22 protein-coding genes are annotated in these 19,509 nt (G+C 40.1%); 9 read left to right on the forward strand and 13 right to left on the reverse strand.

All coding sequences use genetic code 11. The features are described 5' to 3' along the window. The 5 genes from BKH46_RS09650 to BKH46_RS02490 form a co-directional block, all read left to right on the forward strand. Positions 1-245 (forward strand): hypothetical protein (locus BKH46_RS09650; RefSeq protein ID WP_216358694.1); only part of this gene is annotated, 245 nt, incomplete at its 5' end. After that, complete coding sequence (locus tag BKH46_RS02475; protein ID WP_095225258.1) at positions 242-1,795, forward strand: hypothetical protein; 1,554 nt, start codon at positions 242-244, stop codon at positions 1,793-1,795. The genes BKH46_RS09650 and BKH46_RS02475, both read left to right, overlap by 4 nt. A 263-nt stretch (positions 1,796-2,058) precedes the next feature. Continuing rightward, positions 2,059-3,549 carry a DUF935 family protein gene (locus tag BKH46_RS02480; RefSeq protein ID WP_095225259.1) on the forward strand — a complete coding sequence of 497 codons (1,491 nt, stop codon included), beginning with the start codon at positions 2,059-2,061 and terminating at the stop codon, positions 3,547-3,549. Continuing rightward, complete coding sequence (locus BKH46_RS02485) at positions 3,549-4,745, forward strand: phage minor head protein (RefSeq protein ID WP_095225260.1); 1,197 nt, start codon at positions 3,549-3,551, stop codon at positions 4,743-4,745. The genes BKH46_RS02480 and BKH46_RS02485 overlap by 1 nt, the downstream gene beginning before the upstream one ends. 186 nt (positions 4,746-4,931) lie before the next feature. Further along, positions 4,932-5,408: a phage virion morphogenesis protein gene (locus BKH46_RS02490; protein ID WP_095225261.1), complete on the forward strand. Its 477-nt coding sequence runs from the start codon at positions 4,932-4,934 to the stop codon at positions 5,406-5,408. Between the two features lie 58 nt (positions 5,409-5,466). On the opposite strand, the gene BKH46_RS02495 is transcribed toward BKH46_RS02490, so the two are convergent. Beyond that, a complete protein-coding gene (locus tag BKH46_RS02495; RefSeq protein ID WP_095225262.1) occupies positions 5,467-6,006 on the reverse strand; it encodes a DciA family protein in 540 nt (179 codons plus the stop codon). Between the two features lie 445 nt (positions 6,007-6,451). Between BKH46_RS02495 and BKH46_RS09445 the strand changes: the two genes are divergently transcribed. Further along, a complete protein-coding gene (locus BKH46_RS09445) occupies positions 6,452-6,589 on the forward strand; it encodes a hypothetical protein (RefSeq protein WP_172402541.1) in 138 nt (45 codons plus the stop codon). 126 nt (positions 6,590-6,715) lie between these two features. Here the strand turns inward: BKH46_RS09445 and BKH46_RS02500 are convergent, their stop codons facing one another. From BKH46_RS02500 to BKH46_RS02535, 8 genes are all read right to left on the reverse strand, one after another. Continuing rightward, complete coding sequence (locus BKH46_RS02500; RefSeq protein ID WP_095225263.1) at positions 6,716-6,967, reverse strand: Mor transcription activator family protein; 252 nt, start codon at positions 6,965-6,967, stop codon at positions 6,716-6,718. Positions 6,968-6,977: 10 nt separating this feature from the next. After that, complete coding sequence (locus tag BKH46_RS02505; RefSeq protein WP_095225264.1) at positions 6,978-7,475, reverse strand: DUF1018 domain-containing protein; 498 nt, start codon at positions 7,473-7,475, stop codon at positions 6,978-6,980. 98 nt (positions 7,476-7,573) lie between these two features. After that, positions 7,574-8,059, reverse strand: coding sequence for a host-nuclease inhibitor Gam family protein (locus BKH46_RS02510; RefSeq protein WP_095225265.1), 486 nt, complete (start codon positions 8,057-8,059; stop codon positions 7,574-7,576). Between the two features lie 427 nt (positions 8,060-8,486). Then, positions 8,487-8,978, reverse strand: coding sequence for a hypothetical protein (locus tag BKH46_RS02515; protein ID WP_143428902.1), 492 nt, complete (start codon positions 8,976-8,978; stop codon positions 8,487-8,489). Positions 8,979-9,037: 59 nt separating this feature from the next. After that, positions 9,038-9,217 carry a hypothetical protein gene (locus BKH46_RS02520; protein WP_143428903.1) on the reverse strand — a complete coding sequence of 60 codons (180 nt, stop codon included), beginning with the start codon at positions 9,215-9,217 and terminating at the stop codon, positions 9,038-9,040. A gap of 11 nt (positions 9,218-9,228) precedes the next feature. Then, entirely contained in the window at positions 9,229-10,209 is a 981-nt protein-coding gene (locus tag BKH46_RS02525) for an AAA family ATPase (RefSeq protein ID WP_095225268.1), read from the reverse strand. A gap of 78 nt (positions 10,210-10,287) precedes the next feature. Next, complete coding sequence (locus tag BKH46_RS02530; protein WP_143428904.1) at positions 10,288-12,702, reverse strand: DDE-type integrase/transposase/recombinase; 2,415 nt, start codon at positions 12,700-12,702, stop codon at positions 10,288-10,290. Continuing rightward, positions 12,702-12,914, reverse strand: a complete 213-nt coding sequence (locus BKH46_RS02535; RefSeq protein WP_095225270.1) for a hypothetical protein — start codon at positions 12,912-12,914, stop codon at positions 12,702-12,704. Before BKH46_RS02535 ends, BKH46_RS02530 begins: the two co-directional genes overlap by 1 nt. Before the next feature lie 360 nt (positions 12,915-13,274). Between BKH46_RS02535 and BKH46_RS02545 the strand changes: the two genes are divergently transcribed. Next, a complete protein-coding gene (locus BKH46_RS02545; RefSeq protein ID WP_095225272.1) occupies positions 13,275-13,937 on the forward strand; it encodes an XRE family transcriptional regulator in 663 nt (220 codons plus the stop codon). Positions 13,938-14,377: 440 nt separating this feature from the next. Here the strand turns inward: BKH46_RS02545 and BKH46_RS02550 are convergent, their stop codons facing one another. Next, complete coding sequence (locus tag BKH46_RS02550; protein ID WP_095225273.1) at positions 14,378-14,944, reverse strand: MFS transporter; 567 nt, start codon at positions 14,942-14,944, stop codon at positions 14,378-14,380. Positions 14,945-15,306: 362 nt separating this feature from the next. Between BKH46_RS02550 and BKH46_RS02555 the strand changes: the two genes are divergently transcribed. Further along, the gene (locus BKH46_RS02555; protein WP_095225274.1) at positions 15,307-15,531 is read left to right on the forward strand and encodes a YdcH family protein; all 225 of its coding nucleotides are present in this window, start codon (positions 15,307-15,309) and stop codon (positions 15,529-15,531) included. Between the two features lie 40 nt (positions 15,532-15,571). Here BKH46_RS02555 and BKH46_RS02560 read toward each other — a convergent pair whose 3' ends face one another. Then, on the reverse strand, positions 15,572-16,000 hold the full coding sequence (locus BKH46_RS02560) for a thiamine-phosphate pyrophosphorylase (RefSeq protein WP_095225275.1): 429 nt from the start codon (positions 15,998-16,000) through the stop codon (positions 15,572-15,574). Then, a complete protein-coding gene (locus tag BKH46_RS02565) occupies positions 15,984-16,679 on the reverse strand; it encodes a Bax inhibitor-1/YccA family protein (protein WP_095225276.1) in 696 nt (231 codons plus the stop codon). The genes BKH46_RS02560 and BKH46_RS02565 overlap by 17 nt, the downstream gene beginning before the upstream one ends. A 137-nt stretch (positions 16,680-16,816) precedes the next feature. Here BKH46_RS02565 and gap point away from each other — a divergent pair, with 137 nt between their 5' ends. After that, entirely contained in the window at positions 16,817-17,815 is a 999-nt protein-coding gene (gene gap, locus BKH46_RS02570; protein ID WP_095225277.1) for a type I glyceraldehyde-3-phosphate dehydrogenase, read from the forward strand. Here the strand turns inward: gap and BKH46_RS02575 are convergent, their stop codons facing one another. Continuing rightward, positions 17,816-19,363 carry a phospholipase D family protein gene (locus BKH46_RS02575; RefSeq protein WP_095225278.1) on the reverse strand — a complete coding sequence of 516 codons (1,548 nt, stop codon included), beginning with the start codon at positions 19,361-19,363 and terminating at the stop codon, positions 17,816-17,818. Positions 19,364-19,509 lie beyond the last annotated feature (146 nt).

Below are 19,509 nucleotides of genomic sequence, written 5' to 3' on the forward strand. Positions count from 1 at the left end.
AAAACTCATTTAAAGGCATTTTAAAAGGCTTTAATACAATGGGTGCTACATTGATACTCCAAAAAGTTTTTAAAGATTTTTCAAGGTGTTTTAAACGGCTTTTCAAAGGGGTTATAGATTGCACTCACCCTTGTATTTTTTTAACAAAATTAAACCAAAGGGTTTTTTCTTTCAAAAGGCTTTTGTTTTTTAAATCTCAAAAAAGAAAACCCTATCTTGGTGTTATGAAAACGGGGGTCAGATGAAACCCCAAGCTTTCAGCGAACTCCGTAACCTCCTCAAGTCCCTCCCAGCCCTGAGCGATACAGACAGAGAAGAGAGGATCAAAAGAGCTAAGAGTGATTTTAGATTCTTTGTCAAGACTTATTTTTCCCACTATATCCAAGAGCCCGAAACTTCATTATTTCGCAATTTTGTCTATGACAATATCAATGGATTGCTCCAAGAGCACAAACTTCTTTTATTCAAAGCTTATAGAGGAGCAGCTAAAACAACAATCCTCTCTCGCCTCCTTTCCCTTTGGCTCTTACTCACCCATCAAAAAAGCTATGCCCTCATTATCTCCTCTACTTTAGATATTGCCAAAGAAAGCATTGAAACTCTAAAAGTTGAGTGCGAAGACAATGCCAATCTGATTGCAGATTTTGCCTTGAGTGCAGGCGTGGTATGGAGTGCTGAAGAATTTATCTTAAAAGTCGCAGAGAGCTCTGTAAAGGTCAAAGCCTTTGGAGCAGCGAAAAAAATTAGAGGGACAAATTTCTTGGGCAAAAGGCCTGATTGGATTGTGTGTGATGATATTGAAAATGATGAGAATATCCAGAGCAAAGCCCAAAGGGACAAGCTGCACTCTTGGTTTTTAAAAGCTGTTTTAAAACTCCCTGCTAGGACTCAGAGTTATAATATCCTCATTGTTGGCACAACACTCCACCATGACTCGCTTTTAGCCAGATTAGAAGAGAGGAGCGATGTGGAAAGCTTTAATTTTCCCTTGGTGCTTGATTTTGGCACTCAAATTGAGGGGCTGTCTAAGCAATCTTTGCTAGCCAATGAAGAGAGGGGAGAAAAGCCTTATCAAGCAATGATTATTGATGATGAGAGTTTGGATAAAAGGGGTGTGCTTTTAGAATTTTTAGAAGACAAAGATTCTTTTTTCTCCGAATATCAAAACACCCCACTCTCCAAAGAGAACGCCCCATTATCAAGGTATAGAACCTTTGAAGCCCTACCTGAAAAAATTGATGCGATCTATATGGGGATTGACCCTTCTTTGGGCAGGGCAAGGGGGGATTTATTTGGTATCTGTTCGCTCTTTTATTCTAAAGCCCATCAAAAATATTACGCCAGAGCCACAGGCTATCAAGTCAATCCTGAAGTAATGATTGGAATCATCTTAGAAACTTATCTCAAAAATCTCACTATCTCTCCCTTTGTGACTTTAGGTATTGAAGTTGTGGCTTATCAGCAGTTTTTCAAACAGATATTAATGAAAACAGCAAGGGAAAGGGGCTTAGGGCTTATCCCTGTGATTGAGCTTAAAAACACGCAGAATAAAGAACTGCGCCTAGACACGCTCGCCCCTCTGCTTTCTGAAGAAGCTTTAATGATTGATAGCAGTTGTCATGAGCTCATCTTGGAGTTAGACACATACCCTAAGAGCAAATATGATGACTTGTTGGATAGTCTAGAGTTTGCAATACGGATTGCAAGAGGAGGAGCAAGGCTGGATTATTCTTTAGCGCTCAAGGCAATGGGTAGGAGTGGAGCGAGATTTCAGGGCTTAAAGCAGAGGCTATGAGCTTTAAGTTGCATTGTGGGGCTCTTGTGTTCTTTTAACAAAATGAATCAAAAGGTTTTTTAAACTCAAAAAGGCTTTTGTTTCCTATTTTCAAAGGCTTTTTAAATCTCAAAAAAGTGGTTTAACCTCCCCTAACATAATGGGTGGGTGGGTCAAAACCTTTTTTGAAAGAAACAAAAAGTCTTTTGAAAAAGCAGAAAGTGGTCTTAGGATTTCACAAGAAATCCCAATAAAAAATAAATGAAAAACAAAGGAGATATACCATGAATCCCAAAACCCCCAAACCCCCTAAGTTATCAAACTTAGACCTAAACCCGCGTTATAAAAACGCAATCCCTGCTGTTGTGCCCTATGAACGTATTAAAGGCGCGTTGCAGAGTGATAATATCGCAGACTTGCTTGGTATCTACGCACATTTCTTGAGGTTTGATGCACAAATTTCTAGCGAATTTCAAAAACGCCGCATATCCCTCTCTCGCCTCCCCTTTATGGTAGAAAGTGAAGATAAGACCCAGCAAGCATTTTTAGAGAAACTTTGCGCTCAAGCCCACTTCAGGCGATTCTTATTTGATGCAAGCTCTGCGATTGCTTATGGCTTTGCTCCTTTTATCCTCAACTGGGACTTAAAGGACAATCAAGTCTTCCCATCTCTCTCTTATATCTCTACTAAATTCATCTCTTCTAAAGAAGATAGGCTTTATATCTCAATGGGCTCAAACCAAGTGTTTTTAGATGAAAGAGAGGATATCTGGGTGCATTTCCACCCAACCGATAGTGGCGAACTGATCTATCAAGGGCTGTTTTATAAAGTCATCTCCATTGCCTCGTTAAAATACATTGCCCTTTCTAAATATATGAACTATTTAGATTCGCTCTCTATCCCTCCTTTAGTCGTTAAGACAGAAGATATTAGCAACGAGCAAGACATTGAAAAGATGATGGAAATGCTCTTTAATCTACGCAGCAATAGTGTAGGGATCTTTGATAAAAACTCTGTATTTGAGCTTTTAAACGGCAATGTGGATAAAGGCACATTTTTAGAGTTTATCCAATATTGTGATGAAGCGATCTCTAAAGTCATTACAGGGCAGGTTCTAGCAGGCAACTCCACACAAAATGGCACACAAGCCCTAGGGAATATCCACGATAAGATAAGGAAGAACACAGAAGAATACGATGCAGCGCTGCTATCTGAGAGTATCAAGGGTCTTTTAGACAAAGCCCTCAAGCTAAACTTCTCTACCCCTGCACCCTTTAGCTTTGAGATGGATACCAACACAGAAACCGATGAAAACGAGCAGATGGAGGTGTTTGTCAAGCTCAAGCAAATCGGAGTTGATGTCCCCATCGAACATTTAGAGCAGACCTTTAAAATCAAAGGCTTAAAGCGTTTTGAGAGTCTGAGTGATGGCGATGGTGGGGATTATGACAACAGAAGTCAATCCCTTGCTTACAACGCTAGAGATGATAAAAAAGAGGGGACTCTTGAAAAAACTCTTAAAACCTATGCCCTAGACAAACCTTTGAGCGACTTAGAAGTGAGTGATAAAGCTCTGCAAGCCTCTACAGAAGACACTAGATCTAAGGTCTTAGAAATTGTGGAAAAATCTGAAAGCTTTGAGAGCGCTTATAATGAGATTTTAAGAGCCTTTAAGGGCGTGATGATTGGAGTGGCTGAAGATGTCTTGTTTGAACTCATTGGCAATGCAGCGCTCAAAGGTGAGCTAGAGGGGAGCGAGGGGGGAGAATACTAATGATTCAAATTGATTTTAACCTCCCGCTAGAAGAAAATATTGCCTATCTACTTGCCAAGAAGCCACAGATAAGCTTTGATGATGATGAGCTCAAATTCCAAGCCCATCAAAGAGCCTTTAGCGTAGCTAAGATGATGCAAATTGATTTGTTAGAAGATATCCAAGCAAGCTTGATAAAAGCCCAAGCAAAAGGCGAGGGATTTAGTGAGTGGAAGATGGGGATTATCCCAAAGCTGCAAAGAAGAGGCTGGTGGGGCGAGAAACAAATCACAAACCCAAAGACTGGTGAAATAAAAAATATCATCATTGGTGCTTCAAGGCTGAAAACTATCTTTGAAACCAATATGGCAAGTGCTTATGCTAAGGGAAAGAAACAAGCTCAGTTTGACCCTGATAATGGAGCTGTGTATTTGCGTTATGTGAGTCTTATGTATGGCAACAGAAGAGAAAAGCATAAAGCAATGCATGGGATCATCAAGCACAGAGATGATCCTTTTTGGAAAGAAAACTACCCACCCAATGGCTATAACTGCCAATGTCGAGTCTATGCTTATACAAAAGAGCAGCTAGACCAAAGAGGCTGGAGCGAACACAAGGGAGAATTACCCAATATTGCTGATAAAAGCTTTCAAGGTGATATTTTAGAAAATAGCGATCAAGCCCTAGATAAGATTTATTTAGAAAAAGCCAGAAGAATCATTGGGATCAATGAACCCTCTAAGCTATTAAAGTCTTTAATCTTCAGTGATTATCAAAGCATTGTAGAAAATAGAAAGAGATGGAGGGAGATTAAGGGGTTGTATAGAGATCCAAGCGATAAGAGAAAAATAATAGTCATTGCTCAAAGTTCAGAAGAGTTAAAAAAGTTTCTACAGACAAAAGCAAGCAATATTTATCTCTCAGGTGAAACCATGCAAAAACAAAAAAACAAGCACCCCGAGCTAGGAGCATTTGATTATTACTTGATCGCCCATATGGGAAATAAGCCTTTATATAAGTTCAGAGATGGGGATTATAGTGTGGTGTTTGTAGAGAAATTAGGAGGGAGATATCGCATTGTGTATAAAGCGACAAGAGATAGAAATGAAATCTATGTAACGAGTTTAGTTAGGTATAGTAGAGATGATAAGATGTTTTTAAAAGATGTTGAAAATTTAAAAAGAAACAAAGAGGAAATAAAAAAAATGGAAGAGTGAGCCCACCTCTTCGCATTCAGATGTGTGGTAAGCCTTTTAACCCACTATTCACTTTTCCACAGGACTCTTGCTTCGCATTCGCCAGGCGTTTTTAGCATCTGAACCGTTCGCAATTATAATATATATTTTTAAATACGCTTTAAAAGACAATTAAAATTCTTAAATATCCAAACCAAAAGGATCTCTATGCCAAATCTCAAAGAATTCCAAAGACTCATCAAAGACATCAAAGCCTTGCAAGACTTTAAAAAGTCTGAATCAATGGCAAAGCTTTTAAAAACAACTGCCCAGACATTGCAATCAACCTCTGATGAAAGCTTTGAAAACAAGAAAAGTCCTTTTGGAGAAGCTTGGCAAGACAGAGCCCCTGCGACCAAACTCAAGCTCTTAAGACAAAGAAAGCTCTCTCAAAGCGATATCTTGCAAGTCAGCGGACATCTAAGACGCTCAATTGGCACAAAGATAGCAAGCAATTCTGTGACTTTAGGCACAAATGTATCCAAAGGCTATGCAGCTATCCATCAATTTGGAGGTTATGGGGGCAGAGATAAAAAAGTCAAAATCCCTGCTCGCCCTTATCTGCCTATCAACAACAAAGGTGAGTTACCTCAAGGATTAGAAAAAGAGATCGAGGGGTTTATTTGGAAGTATTTGAGGGTTTAGAAAGGGCTTTTTTATTCTTGTCTTTCTTTTGGTAGCCTTTTTACTATTAAATCTCTACCTAAAACTCCCCCATCACAACCACTTCAGAGCCATCTGTCGCAGTGCTTTGGGGGCGTTTATTTTGATTAGCCTTGATGGCTTCTCTGATTTTTTCAAACTTCTCTTTGAGCTTGGGATTGCTGCACTCGATCTTAAAATCCCCCTTTGCTGCTTCTAAAAATGAATCTTGGGTTTGTATCGATGGCTTTTCTGAAAATATCTTAAAATCATTACTCAATTGGGCTTTGACCTTTGTCCAATACGCCTTAGGGGCTTCTTTTTTGAGATCTTTATACCATTTACGCAGATTGTCTAAAAGCTCTTTTTCTCTGATACGATAAAGGCTGAGTGCAGAGGCATGGTCTAAGATGATGAATAATGTGTTGTTTTTGATAGAACAATAGGTGATATGCTCTGCAAGCTCCTCTCCCAAGCTCTTTTTGACATAGTTTTTCAGTGAGATTCTTAGGGCTAAGCCTTCAAAAGTGGATTCTCCTATCGGGGCTTGTGCCATTTCTGTATGCTTGCATAGGATTTGAGTAGGGGGTGTGAGGGGCATCATTACTCCTTGTGTCATTATTTATTTTTGATTGGGATTTCTTTGTGAAATCCTTAAGACCACTCAAGGGATTGAAAATCCCTTTCGTTCCTAAAGAATAGAGTTATTCCCGACTTTGTCGTTCATCAACTCAGTTTTAAAGGTTTTGATTCTAAAGAATCTAAGACCACTACAGAGGGTTAAACCCTCGCCTATCTATCTTTGCCTTTGTGGGCTTTCAAGAATTAATAAAAACTCTTTTTATTCTTCAAAAAAGGGGTTTATCCACCCCTAACACAATGGGTGGGTGGGTCAAAACCTTAGCCCCGAAAAAACTCTTTTTTTCGGCAAACCATCATCAAACGATGGAGGGGGAAGCTCGCTTTCTCCTTGCTAGCAAAAAGCCAGCGACTACACTTCTGTAGTCTTAAATCTGCCTTTTTGCACCACGCAAGGACGAGCGAATATGATTCAATCCGAAGTTTTCTATCCTTGCCTTTCTGTATTTGCCTTTGCCTTTCTGCCTTTAAGCGTGGCAGGGGTAAGGGGGAGTTTGAGGGGGAATTTTGACCCTCCCACCCAAACTGCGGACTTCGCAATTTGAGCCCCCTTCCCCTCTCATAGAAAAACCCTTTGATTTCATTTTTGTTAAAGAACACAAGGGCAAGCAAAGAGAATCCAAGCTTCAAGCCTTTTATGATTTTAAAATCAAACTCTAGTTTTGGATAGTCTAATCCATCTGCTTCATAGTAAGCTTTCTGTGCTCTCTGATGATTTCTCTAACCTTTTCAACCGAGAGATTAAATTTAGTGGCTAAAAGCTCATAGTTATAGCCATTGAACTCTTCAATAATTCGTTCTCTAACATCAGGGATCACTTGAGGGATATAGACTCTAAGTCCCCCGTATTTCTTGCAAATCTTCTCAAAGCTCATTCCTGCCTTGTAGTCTTCGCAAATCTCGTGCAATTTGTGCTTTGTCATTGTCACCTCTTTATCGTTTGTAGTTTGGATTGTTTACTGCTTTAAAAGCCCTGCTATAGAGCTCAGAGCTTTTGAGTTGCTTGAGTTTGTAATTTAGGGTGCGATCAAGTCCTGTGATGACTTTAGAGGCTTCTTTAGAGCTCAGATCAAGGATTTTTTTGATGGATTTAATCTGCTTTTGGATAAACCTGCTCAAGTCCTCATCACTCCAGCCTAGCTCTTCTTGGAGTCTTTGGATCTTTTGTTTTTGAGCAAAAGAGATAGCATCTTTGAGGAAAAACTTTCTATTAGGGTCAAGAACAGCAAAGTCTCTATCTCTTTTTTTACCATTAAATATCAATAAAATCTCTTGGAGTTCGCTCAAAGAGAGATTTGCCGAAGTTTTCTCACTATAGCGTAAAATCAGCCAATCCTCCCATGCCCCTGCGGCTTTGATTTCTTGATACCTTGGGTGGATATGGATTTTAGTAAGAAGCTGCTTTCTATAGAATCCTTGTTTCTTTGTCATCTTTTATCCTTTGTTTGTTTAAATCCTATTTCAAAGCCCTTTAAAACGACTTTCAAAAAGAATTTAATGCCCCCCTTGATAGGAGGCTTCAATGCTTCTTAAGAAACATTTTGCAAGCTTTCAATCTTGGGCTCAACTCTAAAATTATCTTTAATAACCCTTGTGATCCCTAGCTTGACTAAAGCACTATCATCAAGCTCGCACAAAGCCTCTTTATTGGGCTTTTCTTCATAAACAATGCAGTCTTTAAAGCCAAACTTTTTGATCGCGCTAATCAGCCCCTCTATCTTTGCTTTAGCCCTAGGCAGGCTCACGCTTTTTGAAAGCCGATAGCCAATTGTCCCAAAGGTCAGCTCCTTACTCCTTTTATCTGCAAAATCAGCCTTATTGGCACTGCAAAAATTCTCAATCTCTTGCTCTAAGAAATTGCGTTCATTTTGCAACTCGATGATCTGGGGCTTGGCTTCTTCTTTGATCTGATTGCATTTCAAGGTCACTTCACCCTCAATCTGGGTAATCCCCACCTCACACTCACAAATTCTCTTCAATGCTAGATCTACATCACCATAATTTTTGATTTCCATTTTGACTCCTTATGTCATTATTTTATTTTTAATTGGGATTCTGAAGAATCCTAAGACCCAATTTCTTCTTTTCCAAAAAAGGGGTTTATCCTCCCCTAACCTAATGGGTGGGTGGGTCAAAACCTTAACCCCGAAAAAACTCTTTTTTTCTCCCAAACCATCATCAAACGATGGAGGGGGAAGCTCGCAACCTCCCCCTATCTATTTTTACTAGGATTCTGAAGAATCCTAAGACCACTCTCACGATTAAAAATCCCTTGCGTTCCTAAAGGATAGAGTTATGATAAGCAAAGCTTCTCATCAACTCGTTTTCAGAGGTTCGCACTTCTGTAGTCTTAAATCTGTCTTTTTGCACCCTTGGCTCCTACGCGAGCAAAGGCACAACAAGCCGAGGTTTTCTGTCTTTAAGCGTGGCAGGATAGGGGATTCATAGATTCCTCATCTTAAAACTATGGAATTTTCTATTCTCAAGTAACCACTGATAATATTCCCTTATTTTTGCAAGATCCTTTGTGCTAAACTTTTCTAAAAGCTTCTCTAGGCTTGCTTTTGAATACCTCTTACTGACATCGTGTGTGCTTTTCTTTGCTAAAGGGTGTGCTTTGATTTTGATGATAGGATTGGGTAAAAAGTCAATGGCAAAAATATCACTCAAAACTAGATACAACCACGCAAACAAATCTTTCTCTGCTTGCCTCAAAACTATCTCTCCACGCTCCCCCATAAAATAAAAGCTATCACAATGGTCTATATGCACGCTCAAAATATCTTTTAAAAACTCTACATTATCCATAGCCCGTTCATACACCATTGCCCGCATTCTGTCTTTGGGCTTTTTCCAAACCTTTGGCTCTTGTTGGGATATGAGTATTTCTATTTCTATCCTCGCTAAAATATACTCATGCTGCCAATGCCTCATTAAAAACTCCAAATCTTTACAGCCCCTTGAATCATCCCAAAATATTTCTTTTAATTCCGTCATAAAATCACCCTCTCAATAGCCCTTAACCCCTCAACAAAAGGCGATAACACCCCTCTGACCCTCTCCCCCTCCTCTGTTTTGACCTTGAGCCTAATCAAGCCCTTTTCTTCAAAATAAAACCTCGGATCATAGCCCTTGCCACTGACTCCTATGAGCCTAAATATCTTGATTTGCATTGTGACTCCTTTCATAAAAACATCATTTTTGCTGCTTCCATCACACTCTCCTTGTCTTTAGGATCACAGCCGTGCCTTGCGAGCTTTGCCACTCTTTTTGTGAGCTTAGCAGCCTTTCTGAAGTTCCCTTTTGTAAAACCAAAAATATGCTCTCCAAAAAATGCAACACACTCACTCTCATCTAACCCCCTCATCTCATAGCGACTGCCAATGCGAGAGCTCAGCTGTGCGAGTTCACCATTTTTACCCAAGAGGTTTTTCATCAAGATATGCGTGCCAAATAAAATAATAGGTACACCGCTAAAATCCTGCAGCCGCCTTAGGTCTTCAAGCGCCCTAATAGGCAAATGCTCGCCCTCATCAATCAATAGCACAGCATCTCTTTTAAAAAGCTCCTTAGCAATCACTCGCACACTCTCATCAAGATTAGAGCTCTTCTGAAGCCTGAGTTTCTCGCTCAAGATCCCTAGCAGTGTCTTAGCCGTGGTATGCAAAGTCGCTTCAATCAAGATTGCATTTGGGTGGGTCTTAGCATATGCACTAGCAATCACGCTCTTACCTGTCCCAGGACTGCCATACACAATCCCCATCTCCTTTTCATCTACAGCAATATCAATCACAAGCTCTGCCATCAACTTATCCTTGCTAGCAAACACGCCCTTTGGGTATTCCTCTTCTTTGGAGGGCTTGTTTTGCTTTTTAGCAAGGTAGTTTTTAATATAGAGTTCTAAGTCATGTGCGAGCTCTAAATTCTTGCCCTTGTATTCGCCTTTTCGAAAGCTCGAAAGTGCTGATCCATCGCGTTTGCCAATGGCTTTGCCAAGAGAAACTTGTGAGATCCCCTCTTTTTTCAAGAAATCTTCCACCAAATCTCTGATTTTCTGGACATATTCCTCTTGTTCTTTTAAGGGAAGCTTTGAGAGCTCGCCTAATCCTAGCTCTATAGCTCTGTCTTCTGATACCTTGCCTTGATTTTTTAATTCTTTTTGCATATAATTTTCTCCTCTATGACTCCCACCTCTTTTGATTGCTTTTCAAATTAAGAATAAAAGCATTTGGAGGTGGTTTTTTTATGTCTTTGACACACCTGCGATCTCTTCCCAAGTAGGTCTTTTTGCGACCTTTTGTTTTGATTTTTCTATTTTTTCTTTTTCCTCCTTGTTAGCAATCAATGATAAAAACTCTTCACTCCCTGAAGCCATCTTTGCTTGAGCCTTGAGCTTTGAGTGCTCAAGCTCTGCATTGATCGTGGCGACTTTGGGCTTTTTGGCTGCAGTGAGCTTGCTAGCGACTTCTTGATAAAGCATAGGACTCTCACTCTCTACCTGCGCCCTTGCTTTGACCATCTCTTCTTTGACCTTTTTCTTTGCCCTCTCAAAGACCTTGCGGCTTTGTTTGGCGACCTCTAGTGTGTCTTTGAAAGTCCCTTGTGCAAGCGCTATGTCTAAGAACTTCTTATTTTTGTCATAGACAAAGGCTTGCGCGACATTATTGATATTCACCCCTGCAAACACCCTAGAATGCTCATAAAGCTCAGGAAGCTGATAGAGTGTGTTATTCAACATCACCCCGCCTTTAAGCACGCGCCTTTCTTCAAGATGAGAAAGATAAAATGTCAGCTCGCACTCACTCATTCCCACAGCTTCATGGCTCTTTTTGTTATAAATATTCATGGGCGAATCGCCGAGCTTGGAGTTAAATTTATTGAGCGCTATCTTGTTATAGATTTCAACTTGCTCTTCAAACTCTTGGAGTGTTAAAAGCCCTTTTAAATGCGTTTTCTCGCCCTTTAAAAGCCTACGTTCCTTGCGGCTATTGAACTCTTCGATGGCCTTTCTTTGTGCCACATTATGGCCGATATACCCTGCCATGAGCTCAACGGCTTTATGCTGGAGCTTTTTGAAATTACTCTCTACATAAGGCTTGAGCCAGCCGCTATAAGGCGCAGTATGTAAAAAGTCAATACCAAGCTTCAAGCAAACTTCTTGAATATATTTGCTCTTAAACGCCCTGCCATTATCGCCTTTGATGATCTTAGGCTTGCCATAGGTCAAAATATACTTAGCAATCGCCCGTGCAACCCCTAGTGAATTCTCACTCTCACAGATATGGAACACACACACCCTTGAATACACATCAATGAGTGAAATCAGGCTATACCTTGCTTGTATCACCTCCATCGTGTCAATATCATAGTTATAATCACGACAAAGCCGTGGCACATCAAGGATCACATCAATGGGCGAGGCATCGATCTCTACAATCTCATTGATAGAGCCCACAGCCCAAGACGCGTCCCCAATTGATGGCATCATATGCGAATCTAGCTTGCTCTCCCCGCCCTCCACTAAGAGCTTGACCTCTCTATGATCGCTCAGATAGGAGTCAATGAATCGCTTGAGCGTGTTATAAGAAAACAGACACGATTGCTTCTTCAAAAACCCCTCCAAATCCTCAAACAACCCCATCTGCCAGAGATTAAAATGCACACTCTCATAGATCAAGGCTAAATTGAATCTAGCCTTAGACGCTAATATCAAGCGAATAACCAAATCAGCAATCACCTGATTGCTCTTGATAATGCCTATATCCTCCCTATGCTTCCCCCGACTCTCAATGAGCCCATCAATCCCAAAACTTTTATAAGCCCTCTGCCAGCCATAGAGTTTAGCAGGCGTGAGGACAAAGGGATAGAGCCTAGAGTGATTGATACTCTGGATAAAATCACCCCCTTTCACACCCTTAGCCCTTGCCCCCTCCCACTCTTTGATGACCCTAGCTTTTAGCATTGCCCCCTCTTGCGCCTTAGGACTTGCTTTGCCAAAGGGCGTGAGGGTCAAGGCTTTTTCTTTGCTAGTGCTGCCTTCAGACACTGGGGGAATATTTTCTTTGCTAGCTTGAGTGGTGCTAAAGCCTTGAGTTGCTCTGCTCTTGTCTTCTCTACTACTCTTATCTTCTTTGATATTTTTATCTTCAGCCCTATCTTTACTATGATTGTCTTCTTTATGATTCCTATCCTCTTGACTATCTTTGTCTTTTTCGGAGTGTTCCAAGCCCTTTAAACGTTTCAATCCCCAAATAGGATCACTAGGACTAGCAATCCATAGATTACTACTGCAATGTTTGCTATGATAAGGATCATTTCTAGTATTTCCATCGTTTTCTACTCCTTGTCTTTGATATCCATCGCTTGCATCTCCATCTTTTACTCCTGCTTTCACTCCTGTGTTTGCGCTTGCATTGTTTCTAAAAGCCTCTAAATCTGCAGGATCAATAGGCTCACTCCAAATCTGGAGGACTTTGCCACCACGCCCGATACCTTTTTCATAATTAAAATAAAAAAATTTACTATTCAAATCAAAATAAGAACTAGATTTCTTTGCTTTTCTTCTTATCGTTCTTGCTGATACGATATTATTGTCGTAATAAATATCAAATTTTTTTAAAGATTTTAAAAACCTTTCTGTATCTAGCCACTCCCCCATCACGCCACCCCCCACCAAAGATTCTCTTTGATGAGAAGCTCTTTGAGCTCTTTTGCCCTGCCACGCTTGCCTTGTGTTTGTCCAAAGCTCATATTCCTAATTATTGAGACATCTTTTTCTGATAGCCCCTTAGCCTTTGCCCAAGTGGCCATTTTCATACCTTTTTTATCAAATGCCCTATATATAGGAGTTTGTTTTTTATTTTTCTTCATTTTGACTCCTTTATTTTTATGTTTGATTCCCTTAAATAGGGGGCTAGTAGCTTTGATGGCTTAGGAGTTTGTAGGATTTATTTGCTTTAGCCCCCCACTTAAGGGAATTGTCCTATCCCGCTTCTGTCCTATTGGCAGCTTCGCAACAGCTAGCAGACTCAAAGTCTTCTATGGAAATCCATATCAGAGAGAGCCCACCTGCTTGGGATAAGAGATTTAAAAACGGCTTGGAAGTCTCGCCGCTACAAAGTCAAAAAACACAAATTCAGTTAGAGATTATTTTTAATATGCAATAATTCTAATGAAATTAATAGAATTATACGACATTTTTATCATATTGTCAATAGGAAAGCGTCAAAAATGGAGCAAATCAAAAAGGTTGGCTATAGAATAAAAAAGCTCAGAGAAGAGCGAGGGTTGAGTCAAACAGAGCTTGGCGAAAAAGTAGAAGTTCCTTATAGAACGATACAGAGATGGGAAAATGGCGAAAGTCCCGATATTAAAATTTCGAAATTAACAAAAATTGCACAAACACTTAATGTTGATATAGGTTTTTTATTGGAAAAAGAAGAGAATTCTTGCAGTAGTTCTCAAGGCACACCTAAATCAAAGATTTTTATTTTTGATTTAGGTGTTTCTGCAGGACACGGACTTATTAATTCAAACAATCAAGATGCTGCAGTTGGTGATATTGAGCTTGAAGATTCTTTTTTAAAAAAATATTTTGGCCTCATCACAACAGAAGACCTTTTTATCGTTAATTCAAGTGGTGATTCTATGTCTCCAACCATACCTACAAGGTGTCAGCTTCTAGTTCAAAAACGAGAAGCTAGAGAAAATCAGATCTGTGTAGTGAGAATTGGAGATGAATATTATGTCAAAAGACTCCAAAAGAGACCTAAAATCAAACTAGTCAGCGATAACAAAGATTATGATCCTATTATTGTTGGAGATAATGAAGATTTTGAGCTTATTGGTGTGGTAGTTGGACAATTAAAAAACTCTTTGCATGGTTCTCTATAAGTTTCAATCTTTTATTATGTTCTTAGTTGTCCTAAGTGTCCACCAATATGTCCTAAGTCGTGTCCTTAGTGTCCATCAATGTCCACCAATATGTCCTAAGTCGTGTCCTTAGTGTCCATCAATGTCCACCAATATGTCCTAAGTCCTCCAAACCTTAAACGATAAATACGCTCTTCTGGGCTCTAAAAATAGATTGGGAGACAGCTTTAAATTTTTAAACACTAAAATTCAAAGAGCCTTTAAATCCCTTTAAAACCGAGCTTCTAGCGTTTAAATGATAGATGATATGCAGTTATTGATACTCAAAGTGCAGTATTTTTGTAGATAGAGTGCAGTTTAAGTTTTCACTTTTGTTTTTCCCTCATAACCCCCAATCACTACCCCCTAGGCACTTCCAAGCTCTTTTTCTATTTTTTCTCTCACTTCTATTTTATATGAAACTATACAGATTCTTCGACAAGAAAATAAATATAAGGGATCAGCAAAATAGGGATCGCACCGATCATAAACATTCCCCTCCAGCCCAAATATTCAAAAAAATATCCATAAATCACCCCAGCAATGAGATAGCCAAAAGGGTAGCCTGCTTGAAAAACCCCCGACATAAAGCCGCGGGCCTTATCGGGGATACTCTCCATTGCCAAAGATGAAGAAACGCCCCATATACCACCCATAGCCACCCCATACAAAGCGCGCAATACAAAGAAAACCGCTAAATTTGGAGCAAAGCCGCTCAAGACCTCAATGATTGAAAAAGCTAAAATATTGATAATCAAAATGGGCTTTCTGCCATGAGATTCGGCATATTTGCCAAACAAATACGCCCCCAAAGAGCGAAACACAAGCGTCAGCACCAAAGCATAGCTAATCAGTGAAATCTCGACATTAAAATCCTTTGCCATATAGCTGAGCACAAACACTAAGATAAAAAAATCAAACGCGTCCATCACCCAAGCACTAAAACAAGCTGAAGCAGTAAAAAACTGCCCCCTACTCCAACCAAACATACTAACCTCCTAAGATTTTTAGAACTATCCTTTATATGATATTGCAAAAATTATAAATTCCATACATATTTTTTGATTTTTATCCCATAAAATAAAATTTTTTCTTCAATATTTGCTTGAGAGATTCTATCGATTGGGAAAATCCTTGCCCCAAAACTTGAGTGCAAGCAGATAAAATTTTCTATTTTTTAGATTGTTTCATTTTCTCACATCTGTATTTTTATCACTATTCAAACCCCAGCAGCCAAATGCTCTGATACAAGGGGCAATGATGGGGGAGGGCTTAGGATAGTTTAAGTGATTTATTGGGAAAAATAGTCTAAAATAGAGGGATTATCAATCAAAAAAGAAAGGAGTCTGAAATGTTCCACGAGTATCGCGAAGATATTTCACAGCTAAAAATCAAAAATGCTCATTTTGAAAAGATTTTTGAAGAGCACAACGAACTAGACCAAAAAATCATCAACGCAGAAAAGGGTATCGCCCCATTGAGTGATCTAGAAATCGACAAGATGAAAAAGCTCAAACTCAAGCTCAAAGATGAAGTTTATGCAATGATTATGGAATACCGCAAGAATAATCCATAAGCCCCTTTAATCCCTAGGACTCTTAGCTCTTAGGAGTCTTTTAGATCTCTTTAAAATATCGCAATACAAATATTTTTTCAATCTCATAAAGATCATAGCGAATATTTTTGAAACACTCGCTCTCTCCAAAGACTTGCAATTCCTTACATTTCAAATATTCTTCTAGCGTCCTAGCACTTTCTTGGGCGCGTTTGAAATTAGCTAGCACGATTCCATAAACCCCATCACGGCGAGTTTCTGATGGTATTGTATCTCTCAAGACATCTGAGGTAACAATTCTGCTTGATAGTAAAAGAGTGAAAGATTTTAAAGAAGCCCGATGGCGTAAGTCTTTGAGTTTGGAGGCGAGCTCTTTGTCGTTTTGGAGATAGCGAGCGGTGTCTTCAACCACCCTAATGCCCTCTTTGAGGCGATTTAGGTTGGCATCAAGTATCCGCTGGATACTTGATAGATCAGTCTTCTCTTCCACCAAAGATACCGATGAGCTGCAAGATAGAAATGAATATATTCAAAAAGTCTAAATACAAGCTCACAGCCGCATCTATAGGGCTATCATACAGACCACGAACCATATTTTGAGTGTCATAAGCTACATACACACTGAATAAAATCGCACACGCCCCTGCAATCACAGCTTGGAACACAGGAGAGCCCAAAAATATATTCACCACTGAACACACCAAAACCACAATCAAAGCAATCAAAAGCATTTTGCCCATATTGGCAAGATCGGATTTAGTCTTGAGTGCAAAAATACTCATGATTCCAAAGATGATAGTTGTCATACCCAATGCTTGCCAGATAGCGCCCACGCCTGATTTGGCTATCACAAGACCTAGCAATGGCACCAATGTGACCCCTGATAAAAATGTGAAGATAAACAACATCGCCACATTGAGCCCTGGCTTTCTTTTTGAAAACATCAATCCAAAAAACGCTGCGATTTCAGCAATGAAAAATACCCATCGATTCTGCACAACCACTTCAAAATACTGAAAACCAATCAATGCACCGATTGTCGCAAGTAGCAAACTGCCAGCAAAGAACTTATAAGTTGTCTTCACAAAGCCCACCAAAGCACTATCACTGAGTGCGTTATTATAACTTTGGGCTTTTTCGTTGATATAATTTCTATCATATAGTCCCATTTCTGACCCCTTAATCTTAAGTTTAGGCGAGAATCATACAATATTTATGTCAAGAAAATGTAAATTAAATAAATGGCTTTTTCCCTAGCCTTGAGATACAATAATGCTGATGATTTTACCTATTGCAAGGATTGGGTATGCCAAGACTAAAAATCGCTATCAACGGCTTTGGGAGATTAGGCAGGAGTATCGCAAGGGTGATTGCTAGCAGAGATGATGTAGAGCTTGTTGGTATCAATGATACAAGCGATTGGGAAATGCTTGCGTATTTACTCGAACACGATAGCACGCACGGGCGTTTCCCTAAGCCCATCGCCTATGAAGAAGGCAAGCTATCTATCAACAATCAAGTTGTGCAGACTTTTTCATCGACCCACTCTGATGGGCTTGATTTCTCAAGCTGTGGGGCTGAAGTGGTGATTGAGTCTTCTGGGAAATTCCTCACACAACAAGAAGTCAAGCACCACCTCCAAAAAGGTATCAAAAAAGTAATCCTCTCTGCCCCTGCTACTGATGGAAACACGCCGACTTTTGTCATCGGGGTCAATGCACATCTCTACGCAGGCCAACCCATCGTATCCAACGCCTCTTGCACAACGCATTGCCTAGCCCCTATCTGTGATGTCTTACACCAAAACTTTGGCATACAATCTGGTATTTTGACTACTATCCATAGCTACACCAATGACCAAAACCTCCTCGATAGCGCGCACAAAAAAGACAAAAGACGCGCACGCGCTGCTGCACTCAATATCATTCCCACCACAACAGGTGCGGCCAAATCCATCTATAAAGTCCTCCCTGAGCTCAAGGGCAAACTCGATGGCCATAGCGTGCGTGTGCCGATTATTGATGTTTCTATGGTCGATTTGAATTTAGCGCTTGAAACAAGCACCTCAGCCCAAGCCATCAATGACGCCCTCTATGAAGCTTCACAGACTCGCCTTAAGGGGATTTTAGATATTGATGAAAAATACGGGGTCAGCACAGATTTTCTCAACAACCCTCACAGCAGCATTGTTGCAAAAGACTTGACTTTCACCATCGGCAAAATGGCAAAAATCATGGCTTGGTATGACAATGAATGGGGCTATGCCAATCGTATCATTGATTTAGCTGTCCTCATCAGCATATAGCTATATCTGACTCTCAGGGAATATCCTAGCTAAGTAGTTGATAGCACGCACAAACCAGCTTGTATCTGGCGAATGCGTTGTATCGATCACTTTGCCATCTTCAACCCCCTCCCAAATAACCCGATTGTCCTTTAAGATAAGGTGCCAAGACTTTTGCATATCGATTTGCATGAGTTTTTTAGTTTCTTGTGCAAAATCTTCATTATCAAAGATAGCGACCACTTCAGTGTTGATGGACTCAGAACGGGGATCGAGATTGAAGCTGCCTACCCAAGTGATTTTATTATCAAACACAATTGTCTTGCTATGCAATGAAGCCCCCGAGCTCAATCGCCCGCGGATTTTGACCCGCCATTCATTGTGCTTGTATTCATAGACGTTCATTCCCATACGCACCAAATCATCTCGATACCGCTCCCACGCACTATAAACCACCAACGCATCTGTTGAAGACAAAGAATTAGTCAAAATACTGATATCAATCCCCCTGTCAATAGCGTTTTTGAGGTATTGCATACCCTTTTTACCCGGCACAAAATAAGCCGAAGAGATATAAATAGACTCCCTTGTGTGCGTCCAAATCTTTCTTAGGGCCTGTGTCAATGGGCTTTCAATAGGCTCTTCTATCTTTTGAGGCAGATCAGCAATCAACTTCGCATTGCCCCAATAGATGATATTTTGATGTTTTTGGTATCGTGAAATAAAGCTACTGATGGCTGTTTCATAGATTTTCCAATCACTCGGCGACCCCTCAATCTTAGCAATATATTTGGAATAATTTTTGGTGTATTTTTTCATTTTTGACTTAGAGGGCAGCAATGACGCGGGCACAGAACGATGGAAATCCCAATATTTATCAAAGCTCTCTTGGGCTTGATGGGCAATATCCCCTAAGAAAAAGACATCAGTATCAGAAAAATTCACAGACAGATTGTTGTCAAAATAATTATCTGCTATATTCCTCCCCCCGATAATCAAAGCAATCCCATCAACAACAAAAAGTTTATTATGCATACGTTTATTGATCCTGCCAAAGTCATAGACCATCTCAAAATATCTGAAAAATCGGATTCTGTTTTTATAGGGATTGAATATTTTCACGCTGATATTGGGGTGATTGTCTAAAGCGATAATATCAGAGAAGTCCGAATCAAGCCCATTGTCATCGACCAAAATTCGGATCTTTACCCCTCGATTGGCCGCTTCCCATAGCTCGTGCATTAAAACGCGTGAGGCAATATCGTTTTTATAAATATAAGTCTGTATATCGATAGTTTTTTGTGCCATTCTAGCCAGACTCGCACGATGCAAGAGCGCATAAGAGCCATCTTCGATAATCATTGCACCACTTTTTTGCGGGGAGTGCTTGAGGGCAGGAGCATAGACCTTGCCAATCTCTGTATCTAGGGGATCAAACTGCGGTATAGACATTTCGTGGGGGAGTTTAGTGGGCGGGATATCGTGCGTTGAGGCAATGATAGATGAACAGCCACTCAAGACAAACAACACCACAAACAATATCACAGCTATATTTGTTTCAGTAAACATACCCTACCCACTCAAAGATCTTCTTAGGGCAATCATAACAAAATTTTAAAAACTATCGATCCAAATCCAAAGCTCCCCCTCTCTCATATCTCTCTATTATGCCCCTCTCTCTATGTAAGAGCAGGGCTCAATGCTCCTATGGATCA

Source organism: Helicobacter sp. 12S02634-8 (genome assembly GCF_002272865.1).
Classification (GTDB): domain Bacteria; phylum Campylobacterota; class Campylobacteria; order Campylobacterales; family Helicobacteraceae; genus Helicobacter_J.